The organism is Vibrio sp. 10N.286.46.A8, assembly GCF_041470165.1.
Classification (GTDB): Bacteria; Pseudomonadota; Gammaproteobacteria; order Enterobacterales; family Vibrionaceae; genus Vibrio; species Vibrio tasmaniensis_A.
Genome location: NZ_JBFRLX010000098.1, coordinates 1 through 25,635, shown reverse-complemented (window position 1 = coordinate 25,635; position 25,635 = coordinate 1). Strand labels below are relative to the sequence as shown.

The window sequence follows — 25,635 nt, the reverse complement described above, 5'->3', positions numbered from 1 at the left end:
AAATTGTTAAAGAGCTTCTCTTCGTTGTGACTTACATCACTTCGGAAGAGGCGGCCATTCTAGCGTTTTAATTCTCAGTGTCAAACACTTTTGAAAATTAATTTCTACTTTCTAAAAGTAGAAGCGAATTATCGCTTAAAGCTAGTTGCCTTACTAACATTCTTCGCTGAAGCCTTGTGGCGTCTACCGTGTCAGTGAGGCGGCATTATAGAGATGTTCCTCACATTGGCAAGTGTTTATTGCCGAAAATTGCAAAAATAACGGTTAGATGACGAATAAACACTCAAAGCCTTATTTGTGCAAGTTTAACTACAAAGTACCTACAGAATAACCACAGACTTATCCACAACTGCTCTAATTTTCATCCTAGAAAACAAAAAAGCTGCCTTATGGCAGCTTTTTAAATGGCAATGAGTCTAAATCCCAGAGCCATATTGCTCTCCATCGTCTTCATGGAGACCACATTCTCTTTTTAGGCCATTGAACCGGGTTTCTTCTTCAGTCATACCCGGTTCCCATTTCTTAGTCGTATGAGTATCTCCAACAGAAAGGTACCCCTGCTCGCGAAGTGGGTGGTAACTGAGACCATGCTCTTCTAAGTAATAATGAACATCTTTATTTGTCCAATCAATTACTGGCAAGAACTTAAACACACCATTTTGGATAGATAAGATAGGCAAGTTTGCGCGCGATTGAGATTGCTCTCTTCGCAACCCTGAAAACCAAGTGCCAGCCTCTAGTTCATCCAGCGCTCTTCTCATCGGTTCAACTTTATTAAGCTTGTTGTACTTCTCTATCCCTTCTATACCTTGATCCCAAAGTTTGCCATATTGCGCTTCTTGCCAATTAGAGCTCTGTTGTGCGCGAAAGACTTGAAGGTTTAGAGTCAACTTCTGACTTAACTCATCTATAAAGCGATACGTTTCTGGGAATAGGTACCCGGTGTCTGTCAGAATAACTGGAATATCGGGTTTGGCTTGAGTCACTAAGTGCAGCATCAATGCTGCTTGGATTCCGAAACTAGAAGACACCACATGTGTTCCTTCTAAGTTTTCTAGAGCCCACTTCACTCTTTCTAATGCGGTTAGCTGTTCTAACTCAGCATTAATTTGTCCAAGACGAAGTATCTGCTCCGTCTTAGTCAATGCGAGTAGCTCTGCTAACTTCAATTTTGAAGCGACAGAATTATGCATGCAGATCCCTCTTTGAAATGATCACCTCTTCGATGATGCCAGCTCGGATTGTAAAATCACCGAACCCTTCATTGTCGTTACGTTCCGTAGCCCAACGTCCCACCAGCGAATCAATCTCTTCTAAGATCTGAGCTGAAGTGATGTTCTCTTTATACATCTTCGGGATACGAGTTCCGGCTTTGTTGCCACCTAAGTGCATGTTGTAACGCCCCGGCGCCTTACCGACTAAACCCAACTCAGCCAACATTGCACGACCACAGCCGTTTGGACAACCCGTGATGCGAAGGATGATGTTATCTTCTTCTGGTAATCCGTGTTTCTTCAGAATGTCTTCAACATCCGTTACAAACTCAGGAAGAAAACGTTCGGCTTCTGCCATTGCTAACGGACATGTTGGGAATGCCACACACGCCATTGAGTTCTTGCGCTGTTCTGAAACGGCATCATCCATCAGACCGTATTGACGTGCCAGCTTTTCAATTTGTGCCTTTTGGCTCTTAGGTACACCTGCAACAATGAGATTTTGGTTCGCTGTCATGCGGAAGTCACCTTTGTGGATCTTCGCTATTTCAGCAACACCTGTTTTCAGCGCTTTCCCTGGGAAATCAAGCAAACGACCATTTTCGATGAATAACGCTAAGTGGTGCTTACCATCAATGCCTTCCGCCCAACCGATACGATCGCCACGGCCAGTAAACTCATAAGGACGGCTTTCAGAAAACTCAACGCCTGCACGTTTTTCTACTTCTGCTTTAAATACATCAATACCAACACGGTCTAGTGTGTATTTGGTTTTGGCATTCTTACGATTCGAACGGTTACCCCAGTCACGTTGTGTCGTCACAACAGCTGCCGCTACATCTAACGTTTTCTCTAATGGCACAAAACCAAAGTCGTCAGCTTTACGTGCATAAGTAGAAGTATCGCCGTGCGTCATTGCAAGACCACCGCCCACTAATACGTTAAAGCCCACCAGCTTTCCGTCTTTAGCAATCGCGATGAAGTTAAGATCGTTAGCATGAACATCTACGTCATTTTGTGGAGGAATTACAACCGTCGTCTTGAACTTACGTGGTAAGTAGTTACTACCTAAGATAGGTTCTTCATCTGTTGTTGCGAGCTTTTCACCATCTAACCAGATCTCAGCATAAGCACGAGTTTTAGGTAATAGGTGTTCACTGATCTTTTTCGCCCACTCATAAGCTTCTTGGTGCAGCTCGGACTCAACCGGGTTTGTGGTACACAAAACATTTCGGTTTACGTCACCCGCAGTAGCGATTGAATCTATACCAATACTGTTTAGCGTTTGGTGCATTAACTTAATGTTCGGCTTCAATACACCGTGGAACTGGAAGGTTTGACGTGTTGTTAGACGGATAGAACCATAAGAGGTGCTTTCATCTGCGAATTTATCAATCGCTAACCACTGCTTAGGAGTGATGATCCCACCAGGCATACGCGCACGCAGCATTACATTATGTAAAGGTTCTAGCTTTTGCTTGGTGCGTTCATTACGAATATCACGGTCATCTTGTTGATACATACCGTGGAAACGGATCAACTGAAAGTTATCAGCAGTAAAACCACCAGTGATACGGTCTTGAAGATCTTGTTCAATCGTACCGCGAAGGTTTTTACTTTCACGCTTCAGACGTTCATTGTCAGCCAAAGGTCCCAGTACTTGACCTAGCACTTCTTGCTCTATTACTTGCTTGCTCATTAGTACACATCCCTTTGGTAACGTTTCGCTTTACGTAAATCATTAATATATTGTTCAGCTTGTTCGCGGCTCTGATTGCCATGTTTTTCCGCTATCGTAACTAACGCTTCATGAACATCTTTTGCCATTCGAGTTGCATCGCCACATACATAGAGGTACGCGCCCTCTTGAAGCCATTGCCAAACCTGCTCTGCCTGCTCAATTAATCGGTCTTGAACATAAACCTTTTCTTTTTGATCACGACTAAACGCAACATCAAGCTTGGTTAATGCACCAGATTTAAGATACCTCTGCCATTCAACTTGATATAAGAAATCTTGAGTAAAGGTACGGTCACCAAAGAACAACCAGCTTTTACCTTCAGCGTCATTGTTTTCACGCTCTTGAACAAAACTACGGAAAGGTGCGATACCTGTACCCGGGCCAACCATGATGATTGGTGTGTTGTCGTCTTGCGGCAGTTTGAAGTTATTGTTGTTCTCTACAAACACCTTCACTTCACCACCTTCTTCAAGGCGTTGAGCTAAGAAACTTGAAGCGCCACCCAGACGAGATTCATCGCCCTTTTGGTATTCAACCAGACCAACCGTCAAGTGAACTTCTTCATCTACTTCTGCTTGGCTTGACGCAATAGAGTAGAGACGTGGAGTTAACTTACGTAGTAGGCCAATCAATTCATCAGCCGATAGCTTGGTTTTCTTCTCAGCTAAAACATCGACAACTTGAGTATTACCCGCGTATTCACGAAGCTTGTCTTTATCTTCCACCAGCTTAATTAACTTCTTACTGCCCGAAAGCTCAGCAAACTTAGTCACTAGCTGAGGGTTTGAAGAGGTAATCTCAAATTTGCTGACGAGTGCGCTATGCACAGACAAGTTGTCACCATCGACATCGACACTTTCGATACCAGACAACCCAACCTTAGAAAGAATCTGATTTGCGAGTTCTGAACTGTTTTCAAACCATACGCCTAGCGCATCACCCGGTTGGTAAGTAATACCCGACTCATCAAGATCAATCTCGATATGACGAACATCTTTGCCCGAATCACGACCGGTGATCTTTTGGCTCGTTAACAGTGTCGCTGTGTATGGGTTTTGTTTGGTGTATTGCGAATGACCGGCAGCCGCTTGACCGACGGGCAACTGAACTACATCGGCTTCAGTGCCTGTCGATAGCGTCTCTTTTACTTGCTCTAATGCTTTAGCGCGCCACTGCGTTGCTGACTCTTCGTAATCAACATCACAATCAAGACGGTCGACAAACGATTTAGCACCAAGCTTAGCGAGGAAGTTATCGAAGTCTTTAGCCGTTTGGCAGAAGAACTCATAGCTTGAGTCACCTAAACCGATCACACCGTATTGTAGGTTTGATAATTTTGGCGCTTTCTTCGATTGAAGGAATTCATGCAACTCAATAGCGTTATCAGGGGCTTCGCCCTCACCATTGGTTGAAGCTACAAAAATGACGTGTGTCTCTTTGGCTAAGTTCTTACCTTTATAATCACTTGCATCAAAAAGCTCGACGGCAATCCCTAAGGCTTTCGCTTCTGCTTCAAGCGATTCAGCGACACCTTTCGCATTACCGGTTTGGGATGCGAAGATAATGCTGAGTTTACCCGCAGGTTTTGCGGCTACTGCAGCGGCTGCTTGAGCGATTGGCGCGGCGGCACCCACAGGCTGAGTTTGGCTCACACCCCAAAGGTAACCACTGACCCATGCCAGTTGTTGAGAAGATAATTCAGAAACAGTTTGCTGAAGATGACCCAATTGTTGGTCATTAAGTGGTGCTGCTAGCCCAGGTAACTCATTAGCCCCAGACTGTGCATTATTATTTTGTGAAGACTCTTTCTTATTTAAAGACATGGTCACGACATCCCTAATCATTGCGTGACGATAGATTAACCACTCCTTTTAATAACAAGAAAGAATAGAAAAGTATGTTTTATAACTTTTTGGAAGTAAAAACCGATTGAAACGTCAATTGAGTTACTGGTTTTCAATACGAACTTGTTGAAAGCCAACCGCCATTGCCGACTTAGATGCTAGGTCTAAATCCGCGTAATGGCACTCTTCACCATGAACATCAGTAAGCAAAACAAAGCCGCCTCCCATATGGCGAAACTCCACAACCCAAGACCCCTCTTGAATTGAGGGCTCTATGATCGCTTCAACCAACAGATTTTCTCGATATAAATTTCGTAATTCATTGAGTGTCATATTCCATCCCTTGCTTTGACCTCACAACATAGACCTTATAAGAATAGACGCTAATTAGGTCTCTGTATTAAGGATGGTCGAAAGTGATGAATGTGCTAACTAATTCCAGAAAAGTATATACCCAAGTAACTTCAAGATGCTTGGGTATAACCAATAGATATAAAAAAACGCCACTTAATAAAGTGACGTTCTTAAATTTCGTTCTAGATTCGTTTTAATTGCCTAAAAGCGTACTTCTACGCCAGCAAACCAACCATCAACCATAACAAATGATTTAGGTGGCCCTGGCTTTGGGTCATCTAACGGATCAGGTTCTTTGTCCGTCTCAAGAGGTTTATTCAGCTCTGAAGAGAAGAATTTGTCGGAATCAAGGTCGATCACACGATAGCCACCACGAAGTGCTATTTCAGTATCTGCCACTGGAATACGGTACTGAACACCCGCCATCAAATCGGTACTCTTAATACCGTTGCTATCACCAAATTCCATCGTACCAATGATATCAAGCTGAGTATTAGGGACATTGATTTCTGCGTTACCGTAGAAGCTCCAAGTAAACTCATCAAAACTTGTCGTTTTCGAACTGTACGGATCTTTGTAATGTGAGTTCGCATACTGAGTAAATGTCACACCCGCATCGAAGTTCATCAACTTGTGATCCAACATTGTGTAGTAGAACGTGTAGTCATACTTATCAAACGCTAACAATGTTGTATCAACAGTAGAGTAGCGGAAACTCGCATTTGGCAGCTTAGGGGCATTATGCTCAAATGCGAAATACAACGAAGGTGAGTTTGAGTCACTCGACCTAGCTTCGTTCAGCTTTGTACTTCCCCACCACATATCAGCACCGATCTTAGTCGTGTAAGAAAACTCTTCTTCAGCGGACACAGCCGAACTTAAAGAAAGCATTCCCACTAAAGCAATTAATGGCATTTTATTCATTTGAGATAGCTCCAATTCCATATCGTTGTGCTAATTGTATGCACATTCATAGATTATTGGGGAAAATTCTACCACACATCTTAAATTCTAAAACGATAAACCGCTGACGAGTAAAGATTTGACGACACGATGACCTTAATAACGTCTTTGGTTAGAGCTGTGTACATAGTTTTTGAAAAACCACACACCCACTGCAATCACGATCAGCCAAGGCAGCAGTTTAAACACAACGCCCATCATACCTAAGACCAGCATGACCGCTAACGCGATTCCGGTTGCCGCTAGTACCGTCATAAACGTAATACCAGTAACGAGTAAAGTTGCGACGAAAATAAGAACAAAGATTAATTCAAACATAATGGTCTCCCTAATGAGTTCATGACCTATCTTTCCTACTTTCTAACATTGCAGCTTCCATACCAAGTTAGCTACAACCACAAACTCCTTATTTATCAAGCAAATAAAAAGCCACACATCTTCATGCGTGGCTTTTCGGAAACTCACAATGGTAAATTTAGCCTCTAATGGCGAATTTAGCCTTGTTATTTAAACCTTAAGCTTCTAACTTTTAATTCTTAGCTTTTGGCTTTTGCTTTAATCTTGAGGGTGTCTATACGTTTAGCTCTTTAGGGATCTTAGCCAATGCCGTCTGAATCACCTCAATGCCCGCGCCTTTCTTATGTGCATTCTCACTGATGTAACGACGCCATTGTCTTGCGCCCGGCATGCTTTGGAACAAACCAAGCATGTGACGAGAGATATGACCAAGGCTCGCTCCATTCGAAAGCTGACGCTCAATGTACGGGTACATCTCTTCAACCACTTGTGAACGCTTCTTGATTGGCGTGTCTAAACCAAAGATCTGCTGATCAACTTCAGCCAAGATAAACGGGCTATGGTATGCCTCACGACCGATCATCACACCATCAAGGTGCTGCAAGTGCTCTTTAGTCTGTTCTAATGTTGTGATACCACCATTTACCGCAATCACAAGATCTGAGAAGTCTTTCTTGATTTGGTACGCGCGATCGTAATCTAGCGGTGGGATCTCACGGTTCTCTTTCGGGCTAAGGCCACTCAACCACGCCTTACGAGCATGGATAGTAAATTGCTCACAACCGCCCTTTTCAGAAACAGTAGAAACAAACTTGGTCAGAAACTCGTAAGAGTCTTGGTCGTCGATACCAATACGTGTTTTCACCGTAATTGGAATATCCGTGACTTCTTTCATCGCTGACACACAATCTGCCACCAGCTCAGGCTCAGCCATTAGGCAAGCACCAAAGCGACCATTCTGAACTCGGTCTGAAGGACAACCTACGTTTAGGTTTACTTCATCGTAGCCACGCTCACCAGCAAGCTTGGCACAAGCCGCCAAATCAACCGGGTTTGAACCACCAAGTTGAAGTGCTAATGGGTGTTCTTGCTCGTTATACTCTAGAAAGTCGCCCTTACCATGTAAGATCGCACCAGTTGTGACCATTTCCGTGTACAGAAGCGTCTGCTGAGATAGCAAACGGTGAAAGTAACGACAGTGGCGGTCAGTCCAATCCAACATGGGTGCAACGGATAAGCGGTTAGCCGCGTATTTACTGGTATTGTCAGGTTTCATAAAGCGTTACTCAAAATCTATACACTGCATATATATACAGAAACTCGCTAGTTCTGCCGCAAGCTCACCCACTCACTACGCCTATAGTACGTATTGCTGGAGTGGAACGAAGGCATCTAGCATTAAAAAGAACACTTCAAAGCGGTGAATCACGCTTCACAGTGGACATTGTAGTCAAAAATAATTCGGCGATTATACACAGGGAATCGAAAACATTCAGGAACAAAGACGAACTTATTTTCCCGTACAACTCACGAAGTGTTAGTGCAGGTTTTCAGCGAGTGAGAAATGAGTTAGGTATTGAAGATTTGAGGTATCACGACCTACGAAGAGAGGGAGCTAGTCGTTTGTTTGAAAAGGGCTACTCGATTTAAGAAGTTGCCCAAGTAACAGGGCATAGAAACCTAAACATCCTTTAGCAAGTTTATACGCAACTCTTCCCACACAAATTGCATAGTAAATAGAAAAAGCGTCAAGATAAGAGTAACTTACTGCTCTAACTGACTATAGCCCAATAACCAAGCATAAAATCATGAAGTACAACCTAATAAGATTTGAAGTAAAGAACTACCGCTCACTACTAAATGTAGGCTTTGATATTTCAAACAGTGCACCTGTTATATTGTGTGGTGAGAACAATATTGGGAAAACTAATGTTCTAGAAGCATTTAACCTCTTTTTCAACCATATTAGCGATTCTAGCGTAACCCATTATCCACCAAACGATATTCCGCACCATATTACCTATGGAAGTGGTGGTGCCGGAAACTTCACTAACCTAGCTGCAACTTTCGATACTGAAAAAGGTAAATGTAAAGCTGAGGTTCGTTTTGATAAAAAAGGTCAGATTACATATAAAGTAACTTATGACAAAGGCGCTCCAATAACTTCTGAAGCTATATTTAAAAGTATTGTTGATACTTTTGACTACATTTTCATTCGTTCAAACAACATCAACATGCCTAAAATTGTGTCTCACCTGTTTTCCTCCGAAGGGTTGTTGAAGCTAGATAGCAAAAGAGGAAAACAATCCAAGCCACTGGAGACACTCAGAACATTTCAAGAAGAGGCTCAACACGCCCTTAACGATATTGAAAAAGAGCTCAATCTTGAAATGGAAAAAATCGTGAGTAACGACTTCTATGAAAGAGCTCCAAGAATCAAGATATCTTTCGCAGAATTCAATAAACTACGCGATGCTGTAGCCAATATGACAGAGATAACACTTGATGATGGAAATGATCTTCATATCGGTTCGAAAGGAAGCGGCGCCCAAAGGTTAGTACTCCTGTCACTAATGAAATACATTGGAAAAAACACAGACAAAAATGTTATTTGGGCACTAGATGAACCTGAAGTATTTTTGCAACCACGCCTTCAAAAGAAATTATTCAAATCTTTAAAACAACACTCTCAACAATCAAATGAGCAAACCATATTAACAACCCACTCTCAGCATTTTGTTGATTTGACTGATTTATCAAACACACATCTTTTCAAACTAACTTATGAAGACAAGATTTACGAACGAAAGAAACATCAGTCTTTTGTCAAAAAAGATACGAAGCCTGTAGTGTTTTCCTCGCCAACACATAAAGCAAAGAAAATCATGGAACACTTGGGGATCGAATCAGGTGATAGTTGGTCAATATTCCCCCACAACATATTAGTTGAAGGTGAAACCGACAAAAGATATTTAGAGTATCTCCTAGATTCAGGCCTAGATACTGGTGCTAACGTCATTAGTGCTGGAAGCGCAAACAAGATGGCAAGCTACTTAAGGTACTATGACCAATCATCTGAAGACCTGACTTTCACTCCAGTCTTTATTGTTGTTCTAGATTATGATGACGCAGGAAGGTTAGAACAGGCTGCAATATCAAAAGTTAAATATAAAAACATCAAAGTAGAAGCTATATTTTATCCACGTTCTGATGGTAAACAAGCGGAGAAAGCTAACAAAAAGCTAGCTTGGTGTGTTGAAGACTTTCTCCCATTAGAAATGCTATTCGATGGTATGAATAAAGTTCTTAAGCGTAAAGGCTATAAAACGATCACTCAGCAATATCAAAGAGACCGATTTAAAACCGCGTATCAACATCAACCAATCCTCGATTATTGCCAGACTATTTGTGCACACAGAAACTCTGAAAAGACTCCTCTGAGCATCAAAGACGACGGCCTAAAGATGTTTTTGTGCACTGAGATCTTAAAATGCTGCGATGACAAAAACTACAGTATGGACGATATTCATATACAGTTTTTACAGCAATTGGTCGAAGAGAACTAATCCATATCTCCTAACAGCCCTCCTAAAGAGGGCTTTTATCTTCCAACCTCGTCAAACGCTCATCCATCTTCTCCATCATTAGACGCAGCCACTTAACATCAGTTTTGAGTGTGATACCTAAACCCTTTTTAGCCGATGACAGGCCAATGTCGATTGAGAACTTTCGCCCAATAAGCATATTGTTGCACTTGATATTTTCAAACTCATTCACCAGATCTCTAATTCAGCTTGATTAATCAGTTATGCCTTGAGTCACACTGTCGTTTTGAGTTACCTTGTCTTATTCAAAGTCGTAGGTCACAATACGCTCTGTACCTGACTTTAATAAAATCAATGTCTCCTCAAACAAGGTTACCTAGCAATAGGGGCTGAATGGGGATGTTTGATTGAACGGTGAAAAATTTGGACCACACATTAATAGAGCAAGTTGAAGGGATATGCGTATCGCGAGGTGTTAGGCTAACACCCCAAAGAAAGCGAGTGTTTGAGCTTATCCTATCTAATAAAAAAGCCTCCAGTGCTTATGAATTATTAGAGCAATTGAAAGTCAGTGAACCGCAAGCCAAGCCTCCTACAGTTTATCGCGCTTTGGATTTTTTGTTAGAGCAAGGGTTCATTCACCGAGTTGAGTCAACGAATAGCTTTATATGCTGCTGCTCTTGCAATGCCAACACGCATTTTTCCCAATTACTGATCTGCGATAAATGTGGCACTGTGATAGAATTACAAGACGATGCGCTTGTCGCCCTACTCGCGAGTAACGCCGAGCAGCATGGATTCAAGTTGACCAACCATGTCATTGAATCACATGGCATTTGCCAAACTTGCTCCTCCGAAATGAAAGAATAAGATTATAGAAGAACATTATGCGCGCTGAATTTGTAAACCCGTTTTTAGCTTCTTTGATGAACGTACTAAAAACGATGGCATCTCTAGAATTAAAGCCTCAGAAACCAAGAGTGAAGAAAGATGAAATCGCTCGTGGTGATGTGTCCGGCCTAATTGGTATGGTTGGTACACAGTCTCGTGGCTCAATGTCGATCACCTTTGATGAAGGGCTTGCTCTAGAAATCATGGAAAACATGCTAGGTGAACGACCAAACGGTTTGAACGAAGAAGTGACCGACATGGTGGGTGAAATCACTAACATGGTAACCGGTGGCGCAAAGCGTATTCTTGCAGAAAGCGGCTTTGACTTCGATATGGCAACGCCAATCGTGGTTTCAGGTAAAGGCCATACTATTCGTCACAAGTGTGAAGGCGCAATCATCATCATGCCTTTCTCATCTCAGTGGGGTAATGCTTTCATCGAGATCTGTTTCGAATAGAGACAATCGAGTAAATAAAAAGCGAAAGGCTGACGTACATACGTCAGCCTTTTTTATTGCCGTAAAATCAACGGACATAAAAAACGCCAACCGAAAGGTTGGCGTTTACAGTTATTACTTGGTGTTACTTAAACAGTCTTAAGCTTTCAGCGCTTTAAATGCGTTGATTAGACCGTTAGTAGAGCTGTCGTGAGACGTTACTTGTGCATCGTCTGCAAGCTCTGGAAGAATTTGGTTTGCTAGTTGCTTACCAAGTTCTACGCCCCATTGGTCGAAGCTGAAGATGTTCCAGATAACGCCTTGAACGAAGATCTTGTGCTCGTACATCGCGATTAGGTTACCTAAAGAGCGAGGGTTGATTTGCTTAACAAGAATAGAGTTCGTTGGGCGGTTACCTTCAAATACTTTGAAAGGTACTAGCTCAGCAACTTCTTCAGCTGTTTTGCCAGCCGCTAGGAATTCAGCTTCTACTGTCTCTTTTGTCTTACCGAAAGCTAGCGCTTCAGTTTGAGCAAAGAAGTTAGACATTAGCTTCTGGTGGTGATCAGATGCTGGGTTGTGGCTGATAGCCGGAGCAATGAAGTCTGATGGGATCAGCTTAGTGCCTTGGTGAATCAGTTGGTAGAACGCGTGCTGACCGTTTGTACCAGGTTCACCCCAGATGATAGGGCCTGTTTGGTATTCTACTGGGTTACCTTCACGGTCAACGAATTTACCGTTAGATTCCATGTTACCTTGCTGGAAGTAAGCAGCAAAACGGTGCATGTATTGATCGTAAGGTAGAATTGCTTCTGACTCAGCGCCGTGGAAGTTGTTGTACCAAACACCAATTAACGCAAGGATCACTGGAATGTTGCTTTCAAATTCCGTTGAAGCAAAGTGGTTATCCATCTCATGTGCGCCATCGAGTAGCTCAGCGAAGTTATCGAAGCCGATAGATAGTGAGATAGAAAGACCGATCGCTGACCATAGTGAGTAACGACCGCCTACCCAATCCCAGAATTCGAACATGTTGTCAGTATCAATACCAAACTCAGCAACTGAAGCCGCGTTTGTTGATAGTGCTGCGAAGTGCTTAGCAACGTGTGCTGAATCGCCCGCTTCAGCCAAGAACCAATCACGCGCAGAGTGTGCGTTCGTCATTGTTTCTTGAGTGGTAAATGTCTTAGATGCCACTAGGAACAGTGTTGTTTCTGGGTTAAGAGGCTTAAGTGTCTCAACGATGTGAGTGCCGTCTACGTTAGAAACAAAGTGCATGTTTAGGCGAGTTTTGTATGGCGTAAGTGCTTCAGTTACCATGTATGGACCAAGGTCTGAACCGCCGATACCGATGTTGACTACATCAGTGATCTCTTTACCTGTGTAACCTTTCCACTCACCAGAAACGATACGGTGTGTGAACAGTTCCATTTTTGCTAATACTGCATTCACTGCTGGCATTACGTCTTTGCCATCAACCATTACTGGCTTGTCGCTACGGTTACGTAACGCAGTGTGAAGAACTGAACGACCTTCAGTCTTGTTGATTGCATCACCGCCGAACATTGCTTCGATTGCAGACTTAACTTCAGTCTCGTTCGCAAGAGCGAATAGGTGCTGCATAGTTTCAGCGTCGATAAGGTTCTTAGAGTAATCCACTAAGATGTCTGAACCGAAACGAGTAGAAAAGCTCTCGAAACGCTTTGCATCTTGAGCAAATAGCTCTTTCATATCCATATCTTGAGCAGACTCAAAATGTGCAGTTAGAGCTTTCCACGCTTGTGTTTGCGTTGGGTTGATATTTTTCAACATGGTATCTATCCCGATGTTACTGTAGGTTTTATTCTAGACGTCACCAAAGTGATGAATAGAACCCCCGATTAGGCGAAAGTTTATATTTTTCTATGATGACCAAATCGCATCACCACTGAAAGATTCTTTGTAATTTTTTTTCACGACGTATTATGCCGCATATGAAGAGCGGTACCTTGAGATAAATCAGAATTAGATTTCCTGATAGCAGAATCGGTACTGACTCTAGCGCTCACATCATTAAATGTGAGCGAAAGCTGATAAATTCAAGTTCAAAAGATAGCGTTAAACCACTTTTTTTCCAAATACATTATAGAGGATGGCGTATGTGGATTCAGAAGACGATACACCTACACGCACAAAAACGTGGATTTCATCTCATCACTGATGAAATTGAACAACAGATATCCGATATCCATTCACTGTCTGTTGGTTTATTACATCTATTCATTCAGCATACTTCTGCTAGCCTTACGCTAAATGAGAACGCAGACCCGACCGTCCGCACCGATATGGAATCACACTTTAATAAGTTTGTGCCCGAACGAGCCCCCTACTACAAGCACACCTACGAAGGTGATGATGATATGCCCGCTCACATTAAAGCATCGACACTTGGCACCAGTGTGACAATTCCGATTACCAATGGTCGTCTAGCATTAGGGACATGGCAGGGCATTTACTTAGGTGAACACCGAGATTGTGGCGGAAGTCGTACCGTTATTGCGACCATACAAGGTGAGTAACGTTAAGTCATCAACAGTGAAACACCGCTTAACAAACATAATGGTAGAAAACAAAAAGGGTGACACAGTTATGTGTCACCCTTTAAAAATATAAGAGAGTCAAGTTGGTAAAACCAGAATTAGAAAGGCTGGTTTATCATAACCCTAAAGGTCCCTTCATCACCGCCTCGCGCTAATTCAGCACGTACAACAATGCCTTCAACCTGGAAACGAACTGCGCCGCCTAGGCTCCATTTCATGTCTGTGTGCAGTGTTTTGATATCGTACTCATCAGCAACACGCCCGACTTCAGCAAACGCCACCCACTGCCACCAAGGCAAATCGTAGTAGTTAATCAGTGGGATATCGCCCAGTGGTTGCCAATCAGGAAGCACTCGATATTCCGCAGAGTAGTGAATAGCAGAACGACCGTGGTAACGGCCTCCGGTATAACCTCTTAAGCGATATAAGCCACCGAGTCGAGCTTGCTCTGTTTCCGGTGGACGAGCACAATCTTGCCCTGAACAGTTGCCCCACGTAGGTGTGTCAGCGGTATAGACATCAAATGCCACGACTTGTTGGTCGAACAAGTTCCCCAAAGGCCCCAATGCAAAATACTGACTGTTTTGGAATGTCCACTTCAGCCATAAGTCATCGTTAGACCAACTTTCAGCGCCGGTAGTAAACTCAAGATTGGTATGAGACCCCTTGGTTGGGTTGCGTGTGCTATCACGGTTATCCCAATCAAACGCCAAACTAAAACCTGTCGCTTGTTCGCTATTGTTTAAGCCTTCTAGCTCACGAGCCGTATAGAAAGGCGTAAAGACAATCGAACTGACACCTGACTCTAATGGGGAAGCAAAGCTCACATCTTTGATGGGTTGGAAAGCCCCTAACAAGCCATGCTCTGCAACATTGCCCCAAGGCAGCAGATACTTAAACTCAACCTGATAGTTTTCTTCTAAGCCGTCGGCAATGGTTTTATCATCAATGGATGAATCATTATCGCCTTGAGAGCCAATGTAATACGGGTTTTCGTTAAAGCGAGCTTGGTACATCTGAGTACTGAACAATACGTTCTCAGACAGTGCGAAGTTAAAGGCTGATAAGAAACCGACGTAGCTGTCTTTATCTGAATAAAGCGCCATGCCAAACAGAGCGGCTTGAGGTTGCCAAACACCCTTTGCGACACCAGCAACCCCAAAGGTATTACCCATGGTTTCAGTACTAAAATAGAAAGGAACAAAGGCTGAATCTTTTTCTTCACTCACAGCGGGAGAAGACAAGCTGACACCAAGTAATGCCATTGCAGACATTAACCAGTATCGAGTCGTTCGTATGAACATCATTTACTTATAGGATCCATAGTTACTTCACATTTAGTTACTTCGCATTAGCTACTTCACGTACTCCATCGCAACACGCGAAGTCAGCTTAGTGACCAGCTCGTAAGCGATAGTGCCGATATGTTCTGCGACTTCTTCTGAAGGTAAATCTTTACCCCATAATGTTGCTTCATCACCGACTTTATCTGCCGCATCAGGGCCAAGGTCAACCGTTAGCATGTCCATTGATACACGTCCTGCGATCGGTACTTTTCGGCCGTTAACGAATACTGGAGTGCCGTTAGGAGCAGTGCGAGGATAACCATCACCATAACCTATCGCGATCACACCAACCTTGGTATCTCGCTCACTGGTCCAGTTACCGCCATAACCCACACTTTCACCCGCTTTAACATCACGAACGGCTATCAGGTGCGAGGTCAAGGTCATTACAGGATAAAAGCCAAGATCTTGCGCTGATTTATCAGCAAAAGGAGAAACACCGTAAGAGATAATTCCCGGGCGAACCCAATCAAGATGGCTGTCTGGCCAAGCTAATAGACCCGCAGAAGCAGCAAGTGAACGCTCACCTTCACAACCGTCGGTGAGCGATAAGAAAAGCTCGGTCTGTTCAACGGTGGTTGCTCTATCAAGTTCATCAGCACAACCGAAGTGGCTCATGTAGCGCAGAGGTTTAGCGACATTCGCACATTGATGTAAGCGCTCAACAAAGTTTTGGTATTGCTCAGGACGAGCACCTAGGCGATGCATACCACTGTCGACTTTTAGCCAAACCACAACAGGTGTTTCCAACTCTGCATTCTCTAGCGCGCTTAATTGCTCTTCGCAATGCACGACTGTTTGGATGTTATTGGTCACCAAGATTGGCAAATCACCCGAAGAATAAAACCCTTCTAGCAACAAAATAGGTTTAACAATGCCACCAGCACGAAGCTGTAATGCTTCTTCAATACGCGCCACACCAAAAGCATCAGAGCTTTTTGAATGCTTGGCAATATGCAGTAAGCCATGTCCGTAGCCATTGGCTTTCACAACAGACATTACCTTGCAATGAGGAGCTTTCGACTTTATCTGGTTCAGGTTATGTTCAAGCGCGTTTAAGTCAATACTCGCCGTCGCTGCTTTCATGTAAGTCATTAGTGATTACTCATCATCAAATGCAGGACCTGCATAGTTATCAAATCGGGAGTGTTGACCTTGGAATGTAAGACGAACCGAACCGATCGGACCGTTACGTTGCTTACCAAGGATGATCTCAGCGATGCCTTTCAATGAACTATCGGGGTTATAAACCTCATCACGATAGATGAACATGATTAAGTCGGCATCTTGCTCGATCGAACCTGATTCACGCAAATCCGAGTTTACTGGGCGCTTATCAGCACGTTGCTCTAGGGAACGGTTAAGCTGAGAAAGTGCCACAACTGGTACGTTGAGCTCTTTTGCTAGCGCTTTCAATGAACGAGAAATCTCGGCGATCTCTAGAGTACGGTTATCAGATAACGAAGGTACACGCATTAATTGAAGGTAATCTATCATGATCATAGAGATACCATCATGCTCACGAGCAATTCGTCGAGCTCGAGAACGTACTTCTGTTGGCGTTAGACCCGAGCTGTCATCGATATACATATTCTTCTTATCCATCAGAATACCCATACTCGACGAGATACGAGCCCAATCTTCATCGTCTAACTGACCGGTACGAATCTTGGTTTGGTCTACGCGAGAAAGTGATGCAAGCATACGCATCATCAGCTGTTCAGCTGGCATCTCTAGCGAGAAGATTAACACTGGCTTGTCTTGCTTCATTGCTGCGTTTTCACATAGGTTCATCGCAAACGTGGTTTTACCCATCGATGGACGCGCAGCAACAATGATTAAGTCAGAACCCTGAAGGCCTGCCGTTTTCTTATTGAGGTCGTTGAAACCCGTATCGACACCTGTCACACCATCTTGTGGCGATTTATATAAGATTTCGATACGTTCTAGCGTCTTCTCTAGAATGCTATCAACGTTTTGTGGACCTTCATTTTCACTTGCTCGGCCTTCGGCAATCGCGAAAACTTTACTCTCAGCAAGATCAACAAGTTCTTCCGATGTACGACCTTGAGGGTCATAACCAGAATCCGCAATTTCATTTGCTACACCAATCAGGCTACGCACCAATGCACGTTGTGCCACGATATCTGCATAGGCATTGATGTTTGCCGCACTTGGTGTATTTTTCGCTAGGTCAGCAAGGTAAGCAAAGCCACCCACTTCTTCAAGTTGCTCACGCAGCTCTAAATGTTCAGAGAGTGTAATAAGATCCAGAGGAGAGCTTTCTTCAAGGATATCCTTTACCGCTTCAAAGATCAGACGGTGAGGACGGCTATAAAAGTCTTTGGCCACAACCTTTTCGGCCACCGTATCCCAGCGTTCGTTATCCAATAACAAACCGCCAATAACAGATTGCTCAGCTTCTAATGAATGTGGCGGGACCTTGATGGCGTCCACCTGATCGTTGGCTGATTTCTGACTTTTGGTATCCACTATGACTACACTCAATAACTAATAATGATCGTTCATTATACCCAAGAACATCCGTTTGTAATCCGATCCTATGAGTTTGTTTTATTCTTCAGCAAGAATTTACCTATTGCTGACGGAATTAACCAAAGGTAGCATTACGATCCTTCCATTCATTCACTGTATAACTGAGGTATGCGTGTCCAAATTATTGGCTCTGAGCACTGGTCTTCTAAGCATCGGTCTCCTGAGCACTCCGTCGGCCTTAGCGGATGATGCTAAAGCCTCTGTTGATGCAATCCTCGACTCGATAGTGGTACCAGAACCTGCTGCTGAGCCGATCGTCGTTGCACCGACACCTGAAAAAGATATGGATATCGCACCGAGTGATTCGAGTGACACAGAACTGCCGAACCCACTGAATACTGAAGTCGAATTTGGATATCAGTCGCATACTGGTAATTCTGATTCTCGATCGCTGAATGCACGCCTGAACGGTGAGTACACGGCTGGCCGTCATAGAACCAGTGGCGAATGGAAATATTACAATCTCTACAAAGATGGCGAAGAAGATAAAAGGCAATCGACATATTCTGCTCAGAGTGACTACAAGTTAAGTCCGAAAACCTACCTCTATGGCAGCTTTAAAGGGGTCGATTCACGATACAGTGCTTATTTTAAGGACTACACCGTTTCTAGCGGTTTAGGTTATCAGTTTTCGAATACAGAAGAGTTTGTGCTGGAGGTCGAAGTGGGGCCGGGTTTTCGTTACCAAGAACCGAACCTTGATGAAATAGACGATGATGACATCATCTTCCCTGAGATCGTTGAAGAAGCGATTTTCCGTGGCAATGTAAATACATCATGGCAGGTATTGAAAAATTTGAAGCTCAAAGCCGATGTAACGTTGGTGTCTGGCCACAGCAACCTAAAATTTGATACTGAATTAGAAGCCATCAACGATATTACCGACAATATCGCACTGAAGATTGCTCACTCTCGACAGTACCACGACAAGGTACCTGAAGGGTTGAACAAAGAAGATTCCGTACTGTCTGTAAATCTACTTTTTCAATTCTAAATTTGAGAGCGGGTAGAACGATGTATCGATAAAGAACACCCTCGTTTTTTACTATGTAAGCCCCTCCTCTCTAGTGCTTTCTACTCCTGCAATAGTCGCTGTTCCAAAAAGCTTAAAACTCATATTGCAGACATAAAAAAACACCAGCCGAAGCTGGTGTTTAAAACTTTCAAAAGAAAGAATTCGTCTTGGTACTGAAATTACTCAGCTGCAACGATAGCGATTTTCGCAGTAGCAAAAACTTCAGAGTGAAGTTGGATGCTTACTTCGAATTCGCCGATGTTACGTAGAGCGCCTTCAGGTAGGCGTACTTCGCTCTTAGCTACTGCAACACCTGCCGCTGTAATAGCGTCAGCGATGTCACGAGTACCGATAGAACCGAATAGTTTACCTTCGTCACCAGCTTTAGAAGCGATTGTAACGCCTTCTAGAGTGTTAACGCTCTCAGCGCGAGCTTCTGAAGCAGCTAGTTGCTCAGCAACTTTAGCTTCTAGTTCTGCACGACGAGTTTCGAACATAGCAACGTTGTCTTTAGTTGCCATAACTGCTTTACCCTGTGGGATAAGGAAGTTACGAGCGTAACCAGATTTAACGTTTACTTGGTCGCCAAGGCCACCTAGGTTACCGATCTTATCAAGTAGAATAACTTGCATTATCTTAGTCCTCTTAAACTATTATTAACTATTACCGATTACTGATGCTTGTCAGTGTACGGTAGTAGTGCTAGGTAACGAGAACGCTTGATAGCGCGAGCTAGCTGACGTTGGTATTTAGCACTTGTACCAGTGATACGGCTAGGTACAATTTTACCAGCTTCAGTGATGTAGTTTTTTAGAGTTGCTACGTCTTTGTAGTCAATCTCTTGTACGCCTTCTGCAGTAAAACGGCAGAATTTACGACGACGGAAGAAACGAGCCATGGGCTATCTCCTGATCTAAATTTAATAATGCGGTACTCACACGAACTTATAAATAAGTCTAAGCAAATGCTTGTAGTGAGAATACCTAAACGAGTTGAATAAAATTTAATGACCTAAAAGGCCAAAAAAGAATTACTCAGCAGCAGCTTCTGGCTTAGCTTCTTCTTCACGACGTGGTGCACGTTCTTCACGGTCATCACGACGAGGAGCACGCTCTGCACGCTCTTCTTTTTGCTTAAGCATGATAGATTGCTCAGTCACAGCGCCTTTAGTGCGCATGATCATGTTACGTAGAACTGCATCGTTAAAACGGAAAGCAGTTTCTAGCTCGTCCATCACTTCTTGGCCAGCTTCAACGTTCATAAGAACGTAGTGAGCTTTGTGAAGTTTGTTGATTGGGTAAGCCATTTGACGGCGGCCCCAGTCTTCTAGACGGTGGATAGTACCACCAGCTTCAGTGATTGAACCAGTGTAACGCTCGATCATGCCAGCAACTTGCTCGCTTTGATCAGGGTGAACCATGAATACGATTTCATAATGACGCATTTGGTTGCTCCTTACGGATTATTAGCTTCCACGAAAGGCTCGGTCGTCCAAGGGAAGCAAGGAACTAAAGAAAAATGACCGAGTTTTAAGGACGGCAAATATTATAGAAAGAACCCGGTATTGGCAAGCGGTATTTGGCTAATAATGAAACAGTTTTTCTTTCGCCATCTAGCCATCTGTGATTCTGTCAATTTGTCACTCTAGGCCCTAAAAAGAAACGCCCACCAGCAAGTGGTGAGCGTTAATAAATTCATAGACTTAAAGTCGCTTTGTCTTTTTACTCAGCTTAACGCTATTGAGCTAAACGCTGACGTACCGCTTCGAACAGACAGATGCCCGATGCTACTGAAACGTTCAGGCTCGACACGCTACCAGCCATTGGGATCTTAATCAGATCATCACAGGTTTCACGCGTTAGACGACGCATACCGTCACCTTCAGCACCCATAACCACAGCAAGAGGGCCTGTTAACTTCGCTTGGTAGATATCATGCGTTGCTTCACCTGCGGTACCCACAAACCATACACCCTGCTCTTGCAGAGCACGCATTGTACGAGCGAGATTGGTTACACGTACTAGAGGAACGGTTTCAGCCGCACCACACGCTACCTTGCTTACCGTTGCCGTTAGCGGCGAAGAGCGGTCTTTCGGTACGATAACAGCAGCAACACCGGCGGCATCCGCATTACGCAGACAAGCACCTAGGTTGTGAGGGTCTGTTACACCGTCTAGAACCAACAGCAGAGGCTGTTCGTGCTGCGCTAGGATATCGTCTAGGTGAGTTTCATTAAGCTGCTTAGCAGGCTTCACCTTAGCAATAAGACCTTGGTGATTTGCACCCTGTGCTTTTTCATCAAGCGGCTTACGGCCCATTTGTTGAATCGACACACCAAATTGCTGCAGTTGATTCAGTAATGGAAGAAGACGATCGTCTTGACGACCTTTAAGCACGTACGCTTCAATAAAGCGCGCTGGATCTTTTTCTAGTACGGCTTTCACCGCGTGAATACCGTAAATAAATTCGTTACTCATTGTCTCTGGTTACTCTTATTGCTCAGAGATGAATGTCATCAAACCCGATGCACCCATCTCTGTATTGTTTATTTCGAGAGCATGCATCTTCCGCCTGATACTCTCGCATTTAAATTCGTTAGACGTTTAAGCGCTACTCGTCACTGTAGTGACTATAACTTAAGACTTATCAGCCTTTGGCTTACGGCTTGCTGCGCGCTTTTTCTTCGCACGAGCTTTAGCAGCACCTGTTTTATTCGCTGGCTTTTTCTTCTTAGCTGAGCTTTCGCTACTTCCATCAGGTCGCTTAGTCGGTTCAACTAAAGGCGTTGCAGGTACGCCCGGCTTATTGCTCTTCACCGCTGAACGCTTCTTGCTTTTCGCCTTTTTCATCGCTTCAGCTGCACGCTTCTTGGCTGTTTTACCTTTACCACGCGGCTGACGATCGGTGTCTTCTAAATCAAAGTCGATTTGACGAGTTTCTAAGTTAACCGCCGAAACTTTCACTTTAACCGAATCACCCAAGCGGTAGATATTACCTGAGCTTTCACCCACTAGACGCTGACCAACAGCATCAAATTGGTAGTAGTCATTCGCTAGCGCAGAAATATGTACCAGACCATCGATGTGCAGTTCCGTTAGACGCACAAAGAAACCGAAGCCAGTCACGTTGGCAATCACGCCATCCATCACTTCGCCAACATGGTCTTGCATGTATTCACATTTCAGCCAGTCGTTCACTTCACGTGTAGCATCATCAGCACGACGCTCAGTCATTGAACACTGTTCGCCGTAGAAGTCCATATCATCGAAAGTGTAGTGGTAACCACCGGTTGGCGTCCAACGCTCGCTGTTACGACCTTCTTCTTTCGCAATAAGGTACTTAATCGCACGGTGCAATAGCAAATCTGGGTAACGACGAATTGGCGAGGTAAAGTGAGCATAGCGTTTAAGAGCTAGACCAAAGTGACCCGCGTTGTCCGCGTTGTATACCGCTTGTTTCATTGAGCGCAACAGCATAGTTTGGATTAACTCACGGTCTTCACGTTCGTTAATCTGCTGCATCAGTTGTGCATAGTCTACCGGAGATGGCGACAGGCCACCCTCCAGCGTTAAACCTAGTTCACTTAAGAAGCTCTTGAAGCCCATTAAGCGCTCTTCACCCGGAGTATCGTGAACACGGTATAGAGCAGGCTCTTTCGCTTTTTCTACGTAAGAGGCCGATGCGATATTCGCAAGAATCATACATTCTTCGATGATCTTGTGTGCATCGTTACGGATTACTGGCTCAATACGGTCGATCTTACGATCCGCATTGAAGATAAACTTAGTTTCTACCGTTTCAAATTCAATCGCACCACGTTCGTCACGCGTTTTCTTAAGCACCTTATACATCTTATGAAGCTCTTCAAGATGTGGTACTTCTGGTTCGTAACGTTCACGTAACTCTTCATTGCCATCTAAGATCGCGCCTACTTTGTTGTAAGTAAGACGAGCATGAGAATTCATGACTGCTTCATAGTGCTTGTAGCCTGACAGTTTACCTTTGTCTGAGATAGTCATCTCACACACCATACACAAACGGTCGACTTGAGGGTTCAATGAACACAAACCATTTGAAAGTACTTCTGGCAGCATTGGGACAACTTGTGACGGGAAGTATACCGAGTTACCACGGTTAATCGCTTCTTTGTCTAGCGCTGTCTCTGGGCGAACGTAGTAACTTACGTCAGCAATCGCTACCCACAGGCGCCAGCCGCCGCCTTTCTTCGCTTCACAGTAAACCGCATCATCGAAGTCACGCGCATCTTCGCCATCAATCGTAACCAATGGGAGTTTGCGTAGATCAACACGTCCTTCTTTTGCTTCTTCAGGAACATGCTCTCCGAGGTTTACGATTTGCTTATCTACCGCTTCAGGCCACTCTTGTGGGATCTGGTGAGTACGAATCGCGATCTGCGTTTCCATACCCGGAGCCATATTCTCACCAAGAACTTCGGTCACTTTACCCATCATGTTACGAGAACGACCACCACGGTCCGTAATTTCAATCACAACCACATTCCCCATTCGAGCACCGCCTTTATGCTCAGTTGGGATCTGGATGTCGTGACTAATACGCGAATCATCAGCAACCACATAAGAATGGCCGTACTCTAGGAAGAAGCGGCCAACAAGTGGCGTTTTACGCTCTTCAAGCACACGAACCAAACGGCCTTCACGACGGCCACGCTTACTGTTGTCAGTCGGCTGAACCAATACGTAATCACCGTGCATGATGGTTTTCATCTGATGATGCGGCAGCACGATATCATTGTCTTTACCCACACTGCCGTCTGGGCGTACCCAACCATGACCATCTTTATGACCAATCACAAAGCCTTTAATCAATTCCATCTTCTCAGGCAATGCGTAACACTGACGACGGGTAAAGATAAGCTGTCCATCACGTTCCATTGCACGTAAACGACGACGCAGCCCTTCATATTGTTCCTCTCCAGCCAAACCCAAAGCTTCGAATAGATCGTTGCGGTTCATAGGAATATTCGCGTCTGTTAGAAACGAAATAATGAACTCACGGCTTGGTACTGGGTTTTCGTAATTTTTCGACTCTCGGTCGGCAAAAGGATCAACAGTGGTTGTCGCTGTCGTGTTTTCTGACATTGGTGTGTTTTTTGACATAGGCGGGCCTGCTTAAGCAAGGAAGGTATATTACCCCTAGTATATCTGATGCTAGAGGTAAGCTACAGATATGCTTTGGAAAAGCCTAAAATAACCTAAGATTGATACATATCTTCACTTTGTGAAACATCACTTCATAGACGCGGACTATCATCAAAATTTCAAGCAAACGATAAAACAAACGTTTGCGCCATGAATGAAATACACTATTATCCACACACTTTAACAACACCTGTTCTGAGTATTGATATGAAACTAAAACGCACCCTATTGGCTTCAGCGATGGCAAGCCTAGCTCTATTTCCATTTGCTAGTTCAGCAATGGAAAAAGCTGACCTGATGATAACCGATGCCATGGTTCTAACCATGGACCAAGAAAAAACGGTTTACGAGAGCGGCACTGTTGTGGTCAAAGACAACAAAATCATTGCGGTTGGCGATGCTTCACTAGAGAAGCAGTACCAAGCTAAACAAGTGCTAGACGTTGATGGCGATATCGTAATGCCAGGTCTCATCAATACTCATACTCATGTATCCATGACGGTTTTCCGTTCGTTGGCCGATGATGTGCCTGATCGCTTGCACCGCTACATCTTCCCACTTGAAGCTAAGTTAGTATCTCGCGATATGGTTCGTATAGGCGCTAACCTTGGTAACGTTGAAATGGTAAAAGGTGGCGTAACTACTTACGCTGATATGTACTACTTTGAAGACGAAGTCGCTAAAACTGTTGATAGAATTGGTATGCGCGCAGTATTAGGCGAAACAGTAATCAAATTCCCAGTGGCTGATGCAGCAAACGCAGAAGAAGGTATTAAATACGCTTTAAACTTTATTGAAGAATATAAAGATCACCCGCGTATTACGCCTGCATTTGCTCCTCACGCCCCTTACACAAACACAACCGAAGTCCTTCAAAAAGTAGCAAAGCTTTCTCTAGAACTTGATGTTCCAGTAATGATTCACTTAGCTGAATCTCATCGTGAAGAAGAAAAAATTGCAAAACGAGCTGAAGGTTTATCTCCAGTTCAATACATGGACAGCATTGGTGCACTAAACAAAAACTTAGTTGGCGCACACATGATCCTAGTAGACGATCATGATATCGAGCTAGTGAAAAAATCAGATATGGGCGTGGCCCATAACATGAGTGCCAACATCAAGTCAGCAAAAGGCGTATCACCTGCGCTTAAGATGTATGACGAAAATGTACGTATCGGTTTAGGTACTGATGGCCCAATGTCTGGTAACACATTGAGCACCATTGATGAGTTCAACCAAGTCGCTAAGGTTCACAAATTGGTGAATAAAGATCGTGCTGCAATGCCGCCGATCAAAGTGATCGACATGGCAACAATGGGCGCAGCAAAAGCACTACACATGGAAGATAAGATCGGCTCTCTTGAAGCAGGCAAACTAGCCGACATCATAGTGATCGACACCAAGGCTCCAAACATGGTTCCTGTGTACAACCCATACTCTGCATTAGTTTACTCAGCTAACTCGGGTAACGTTCGTCACACCATCGTTGATGGCAAGATCATCATGCAAGATCGCGACATGCTAACCGTCGATGAAGATCAAATTCGCCAAGAAGCACTCGATTTCACCAAAGTCGTTCGTAAGACGGTAATTGAATCTGGTGAAGTTGTTCAGTAACGTCATCGAATGAAATAAACGGTTTTCCGTTCAGATCAAAAAAGGCCTCATAGGTA

The 25,635-nt window shown here is 43.9% G+C and carries 23 protein-coding genes and 1 pseudogene; 7 read left to right on the top strand and 17 right to left on the bottom strand.

The window, feature by feature from the left end:
• Positions 1-416 precede the first annotated feature (416 nt).
• The 7 genes from AB4232_RS11305 to dusA form a co-directional block, all read right to left on the bottom strand.
• Positions 417-1,193, bottom strand: a complete 777-nt coding sequence (locus AB4232_RS11305) for a phosphoadenylyl-sulfate reductase (protein ID WP_102250087.1) — start codon at positions 1,191-1,193, stop codon at positions 417-419.
• Complete coding sequence (cysI, locus tag AB4232_RS11300; protein ID WP_009847907.1) at positions 1,186-2,913, bottom strand: assimilatory sulfite reductase (NADPH) hemoprotein subunit; 1,728 nt, start codon at positions 2,911-2,913, stop codon at positions 1,186-1,188. The genes AB4232_RS11305 and cysI overlap by 8 nt, the downstream gene beginning before the upstream one ends.
• Positions 2,913-4,778: an assimilatory sulfite reductase (NADPH) flavoprotein subunit gene (locus AB4232_RS11295; protein WP_371703549.1), complete on the bottom strand. Its 1,866-nt coding sequence runs from the start codon at positions 4,776-4,778 to the stop codon at positions 2,913-2,915. The genes cysI and AB4232_RS11295 overlap by 1 nt, the downstream gene beginning before the upstream one ends.
• A 123-nt stretch (positions 4,779-4,901) precedes the next feature.
• Complete coding sequence (locus AB4232_RS11290) at positions 4,902-5,132, bottom strand: hypothetical protein (RefSeq protein ID WP_004735813.1); 231 nt, start codon at positions 5,130-5,132, stop codon at positions 4,902-4,904.
• Positions 5,133-5,354: 222 nt separating this feature from the next.
• Positions 5,355-6,077 carry a TIGR04219 family outer membrane beta-barrel protein gene (locus AB4232_RS11285; RefSeq protein ID WP_080518003.1) on the bottom strand — a complete coding sequence of 241 codons (723 nt, stop codon included), beginning with the start codon at positions 6,075-6,077 and terminating at the stop codon, positions 5,355-5,357.
• 135 nt (positions 6,078-6,212) lie between these two features.
• The gene (gene pspG / locus AB4232_RS11280; RefSeq protein ID WP_009847904.1) at positions 6,213-6,434 is read right to left on the bottom strand and encodes an envelope stress response protein PspG; all 222 of its coding nucleotides are present in this window, start codon (positions 6,432-6,434) and stop codon (positions 6,213-6,215) included.
• A gap of 253 nt (positions 6,435-6,687) precedes the next feature.
• A complete protein-coding gene (gene dusA, locus AB4232_RS11275) occupies positions 6,688-7,689 on the bottom strand; it encodes a tRNA dihydrouridine(20/20a) synthase DusA (RefSeq protein WP_009847903.1) in 1,002 nt (333 codons plus the stop codon).
• A gap of 221 nt (positions 7,690-7,910) precedes the next feature.
• Here dusA and AB4232_RS11270 point away from each other — a divergent pair.
• Together AB4232_RS11270 and AB4232_RS11265 are read left to right on the top strand one after the other, a co-directional pair.
• Positions 7,911-8,108 (top strand): annotated as a pseudogene (locus tag AB4232_RS11270) (tyrosine-type recombinase/integrase); the annotation flags it as partial.
• 113 nt (positions 8,109-8,221) lie between these two features.
• Positions 8,222-9,979, top strand: a complete 1,758-nt coding sequence (locus tag AB4232_RS11265; RefSeq protein WP_372087123.1) for an ATP-dependent endonuclease — start codon at positions 8,222-8,224, stop codon at positions 9,977-9,979.
• 22 nt (positions 9,980-10,001) lie between these two features.
• Here AB4232_RS11265 and AB4232_RS11260 read toward each other — a convergent pair whose 3' ends face one another.
• Positions 10,002-10,157: a hypothetical protein gene (locus AB4232_RS11260; protein ID WP_372087122.1), complete on the bottom strand. Its 156-nt coding sequence runs from the start codon at positions 10,155-10,157 to the stop codon at positions 10,002-10,004.
• A gap of 215 nt (positions 10,158-10,372) precedes the next feature.
• Between AB4232_RS11260 and zur the strand changes: the two genes are divergently transcribed.
• Complete coding sequence (gene zur / locus AB4232_RS11255) at positions 10,373-10,828, top strand: zinc uptake transcriptional repressor Zur (RefSeq protein WP_012603115.1); 456 nt, start codon at positions 10,373-10,375, stop codon at positions 10,826-10,828.
• 17 nt (positions 10,829-10,845) lie between these two features.
• The gene (locus tag AB4232_RS11250) at positions 10,846-11,307 is read left to right on the top strand and encodes a chemotaxis protein CheX (RefSeq protein WP_009847897.1); all 462 of its coding nucleotides are present in this window, start codon (positions 10,846-10,848) and stop codon (positions 11,305-11,307) included.
• A gap of 138 nt (positions 11,308-11,445) precedes the next feature.
• On the opposite strand, the gene pgi is transcribed toward AB4232_RS11250, so the two are convergent.
• Positions 11,446-13,098, bottom strand: coding sequence for a glucose-6-phosphate isomerase (gene pgi, locus AB4232_RS11245; protein ID WP_009847896.1), 1,653 nt, complete (start codon positions 13,096-13,098; stop codon positions 11,446-11,448).
• 326 nt (positions 13,099-13,424) lie between these two features.
• Between pgi and AB4232_RS11240 the strand changes: the two genes are divergently transcribed.
• Positions 13,425-13,844: a secondary thiamine-phosphate synthase enzyme YjbQ gene (locus AB4232_RS11240; RefSeq protein ID WP_009847895.1), complete on the top strand. Its 420-nt coding sequence runs from the start codon at positions 13,425-13,427 to the stop codon at positions 13,842-13,844.
• 119 nt (positions 13,845-13,963) lie between these two features.
• Here AB4232_RS11240 and AB4232_RS11235 read toward each other — a convergent pair whose 3' ends face one another.
• Genes AB4232_RS11235 through AB4232_RS11225 form a run of 3 tightly spaced genes read right to left on the bottom strand, consistent with a single transcriptional unit; the run spans position 13,964 to position 17,704 of the window.
• Complete coding sequence (locus AB4232_RS11235; RefSeq protein WP_372087124.1) at positions 13,964-15,169, bottom strand: BamA/TamA family outer membrane protein; 1,206 nt, start codon at positions 15,167-15,169, stop codon at positions 13,964-13,966.
• Between the two features lie 51 nt (positions 15,170-15,220).
• The gene (gene alr / locus AB4232_RS11230) at positions 15,221-16,306 is read right to left on the bottom strand and encodes an alanine racemase (protein WP_017097257.1); all 1,086 of its coding nucleotides are present in this window, start codon (positions 16,304-16,306) and stop codon (positions 15,221-15,223) included.
• Positions 16,307-16,312: 6 nt separating this feature from the next.
• Positions 16,313-17,704, bottom strand: a complete 1,392-nt coding sequence (locus AB4232_RS11225; protein WP_009847892.1) for a replicative DNA helicase — start codon at positions 17,702-17,704, stop codon at positions 16,313-16,315.
• Positions 17,705-17,879: 175 nt separating this feature from the next.
• Here AB4232_RS11225 and AB4232_RS11220 point away from each other — a divergent pair, with 175 nt between their 5' ends.
• Complete coding sequence (locus AB4232_RS11220; protein WP_372087121.1) at positions 17,880-18,761, top strand: DUF481 domain-containing protein; 882 nt, start codon at positions 17,880-17,882, stop codon at positions 18,759-18,761.
• A gap of 200 nt (positions 18,762-18,961) precedes the next feature.
• On the opposite strand, the gene rplI is transcribed toward AB4232_RS11220, so the two are convergent.
• The 5 genes from rplI to rnr all read right to left on the bottom strand — a co-directional run bounded on the left by rplI (position 18,962) and on the right by rnr (position 23,920).
• Positions 18,962-19,414: a 50S ribosomal protein L9 gene (rplI, locus tag AB4232_RS11215; protein ID WP_009847890.1), complete on the bottom strand. Its 453-nt coding sequence runs from the start codon at positions 19,412-19,414 to the stop codon at positions 18,962-18,964.
• 38 nt (positions 19,415-19,452) lie between these two features.
• Positions 19,453-19,680: a 30S ribosomal protein S18 gene (gene rpsR, locus AB4232_RS11210; RefSeq protein WP_000090472.1), complete on the bottom strand. Its 228-nt coding sequence runs from the start codon at positions 19,678-19,680 to the stop codon at positions 19,453-19,455.
• Positions 19,681-19,812: 132 nt separating this feature from the next.
• On the bottom strand, positions 19,813-20,226 hold the full coding sequence (gene rpsF / locus AB4232_RS11205) for a 30S ribosomal protein S6 (RefSeq protein ID WP_004735855.1): 414 nt from the start codon (positions 20,224-20,226) through the stop codon (positions 19,813-19,815).
• Positions 20,227-20,518: 292 nt separating this feature from the next.
• Complete coding sequence (gene rlmB, locus AB4232_RS11200; protein WP_009847889.1) at positions 20,519-21,259, bottom strand: 23S rRNA (guanosine(2251)-2'-O)-methyltransferase RlmB; 741 nt, start codon at positions 21,257-21,259, stop codon at positions 20,519-20,521.
• A 159-nt stretch (positions 21,260-21,418) separates the two neighbouring features.
• Positions 21,419-23,920: a ribonuclease R gene (rnr, locus tag AB4232_RS11195; RefSeq protein ID WP_135382973.1), complete on the bottom strand. Its 2,502-nt coding sequence runs from the start codon at positions 23,918-23,920 to the stop codon at positions 21,419-21,421.
• Positions 23,921-24,169: 249 nt separating this feature from the next.
• Here rnr and AB4232_RS11190 point away from each other — a divergent pair, with 249 nt between their 5' ends.
• A complete protein-coding gene (locus AB4232_RS11190) occupies positions 24,170-25,579 on the top strand; it encodes an amidohydrolase (RefSeq protein WP_372087120.1) in 1,410 nt (469 codons plus the stop codon).
• Positions 25,580-25,635 lie beyond the last annotated feature (56 nt).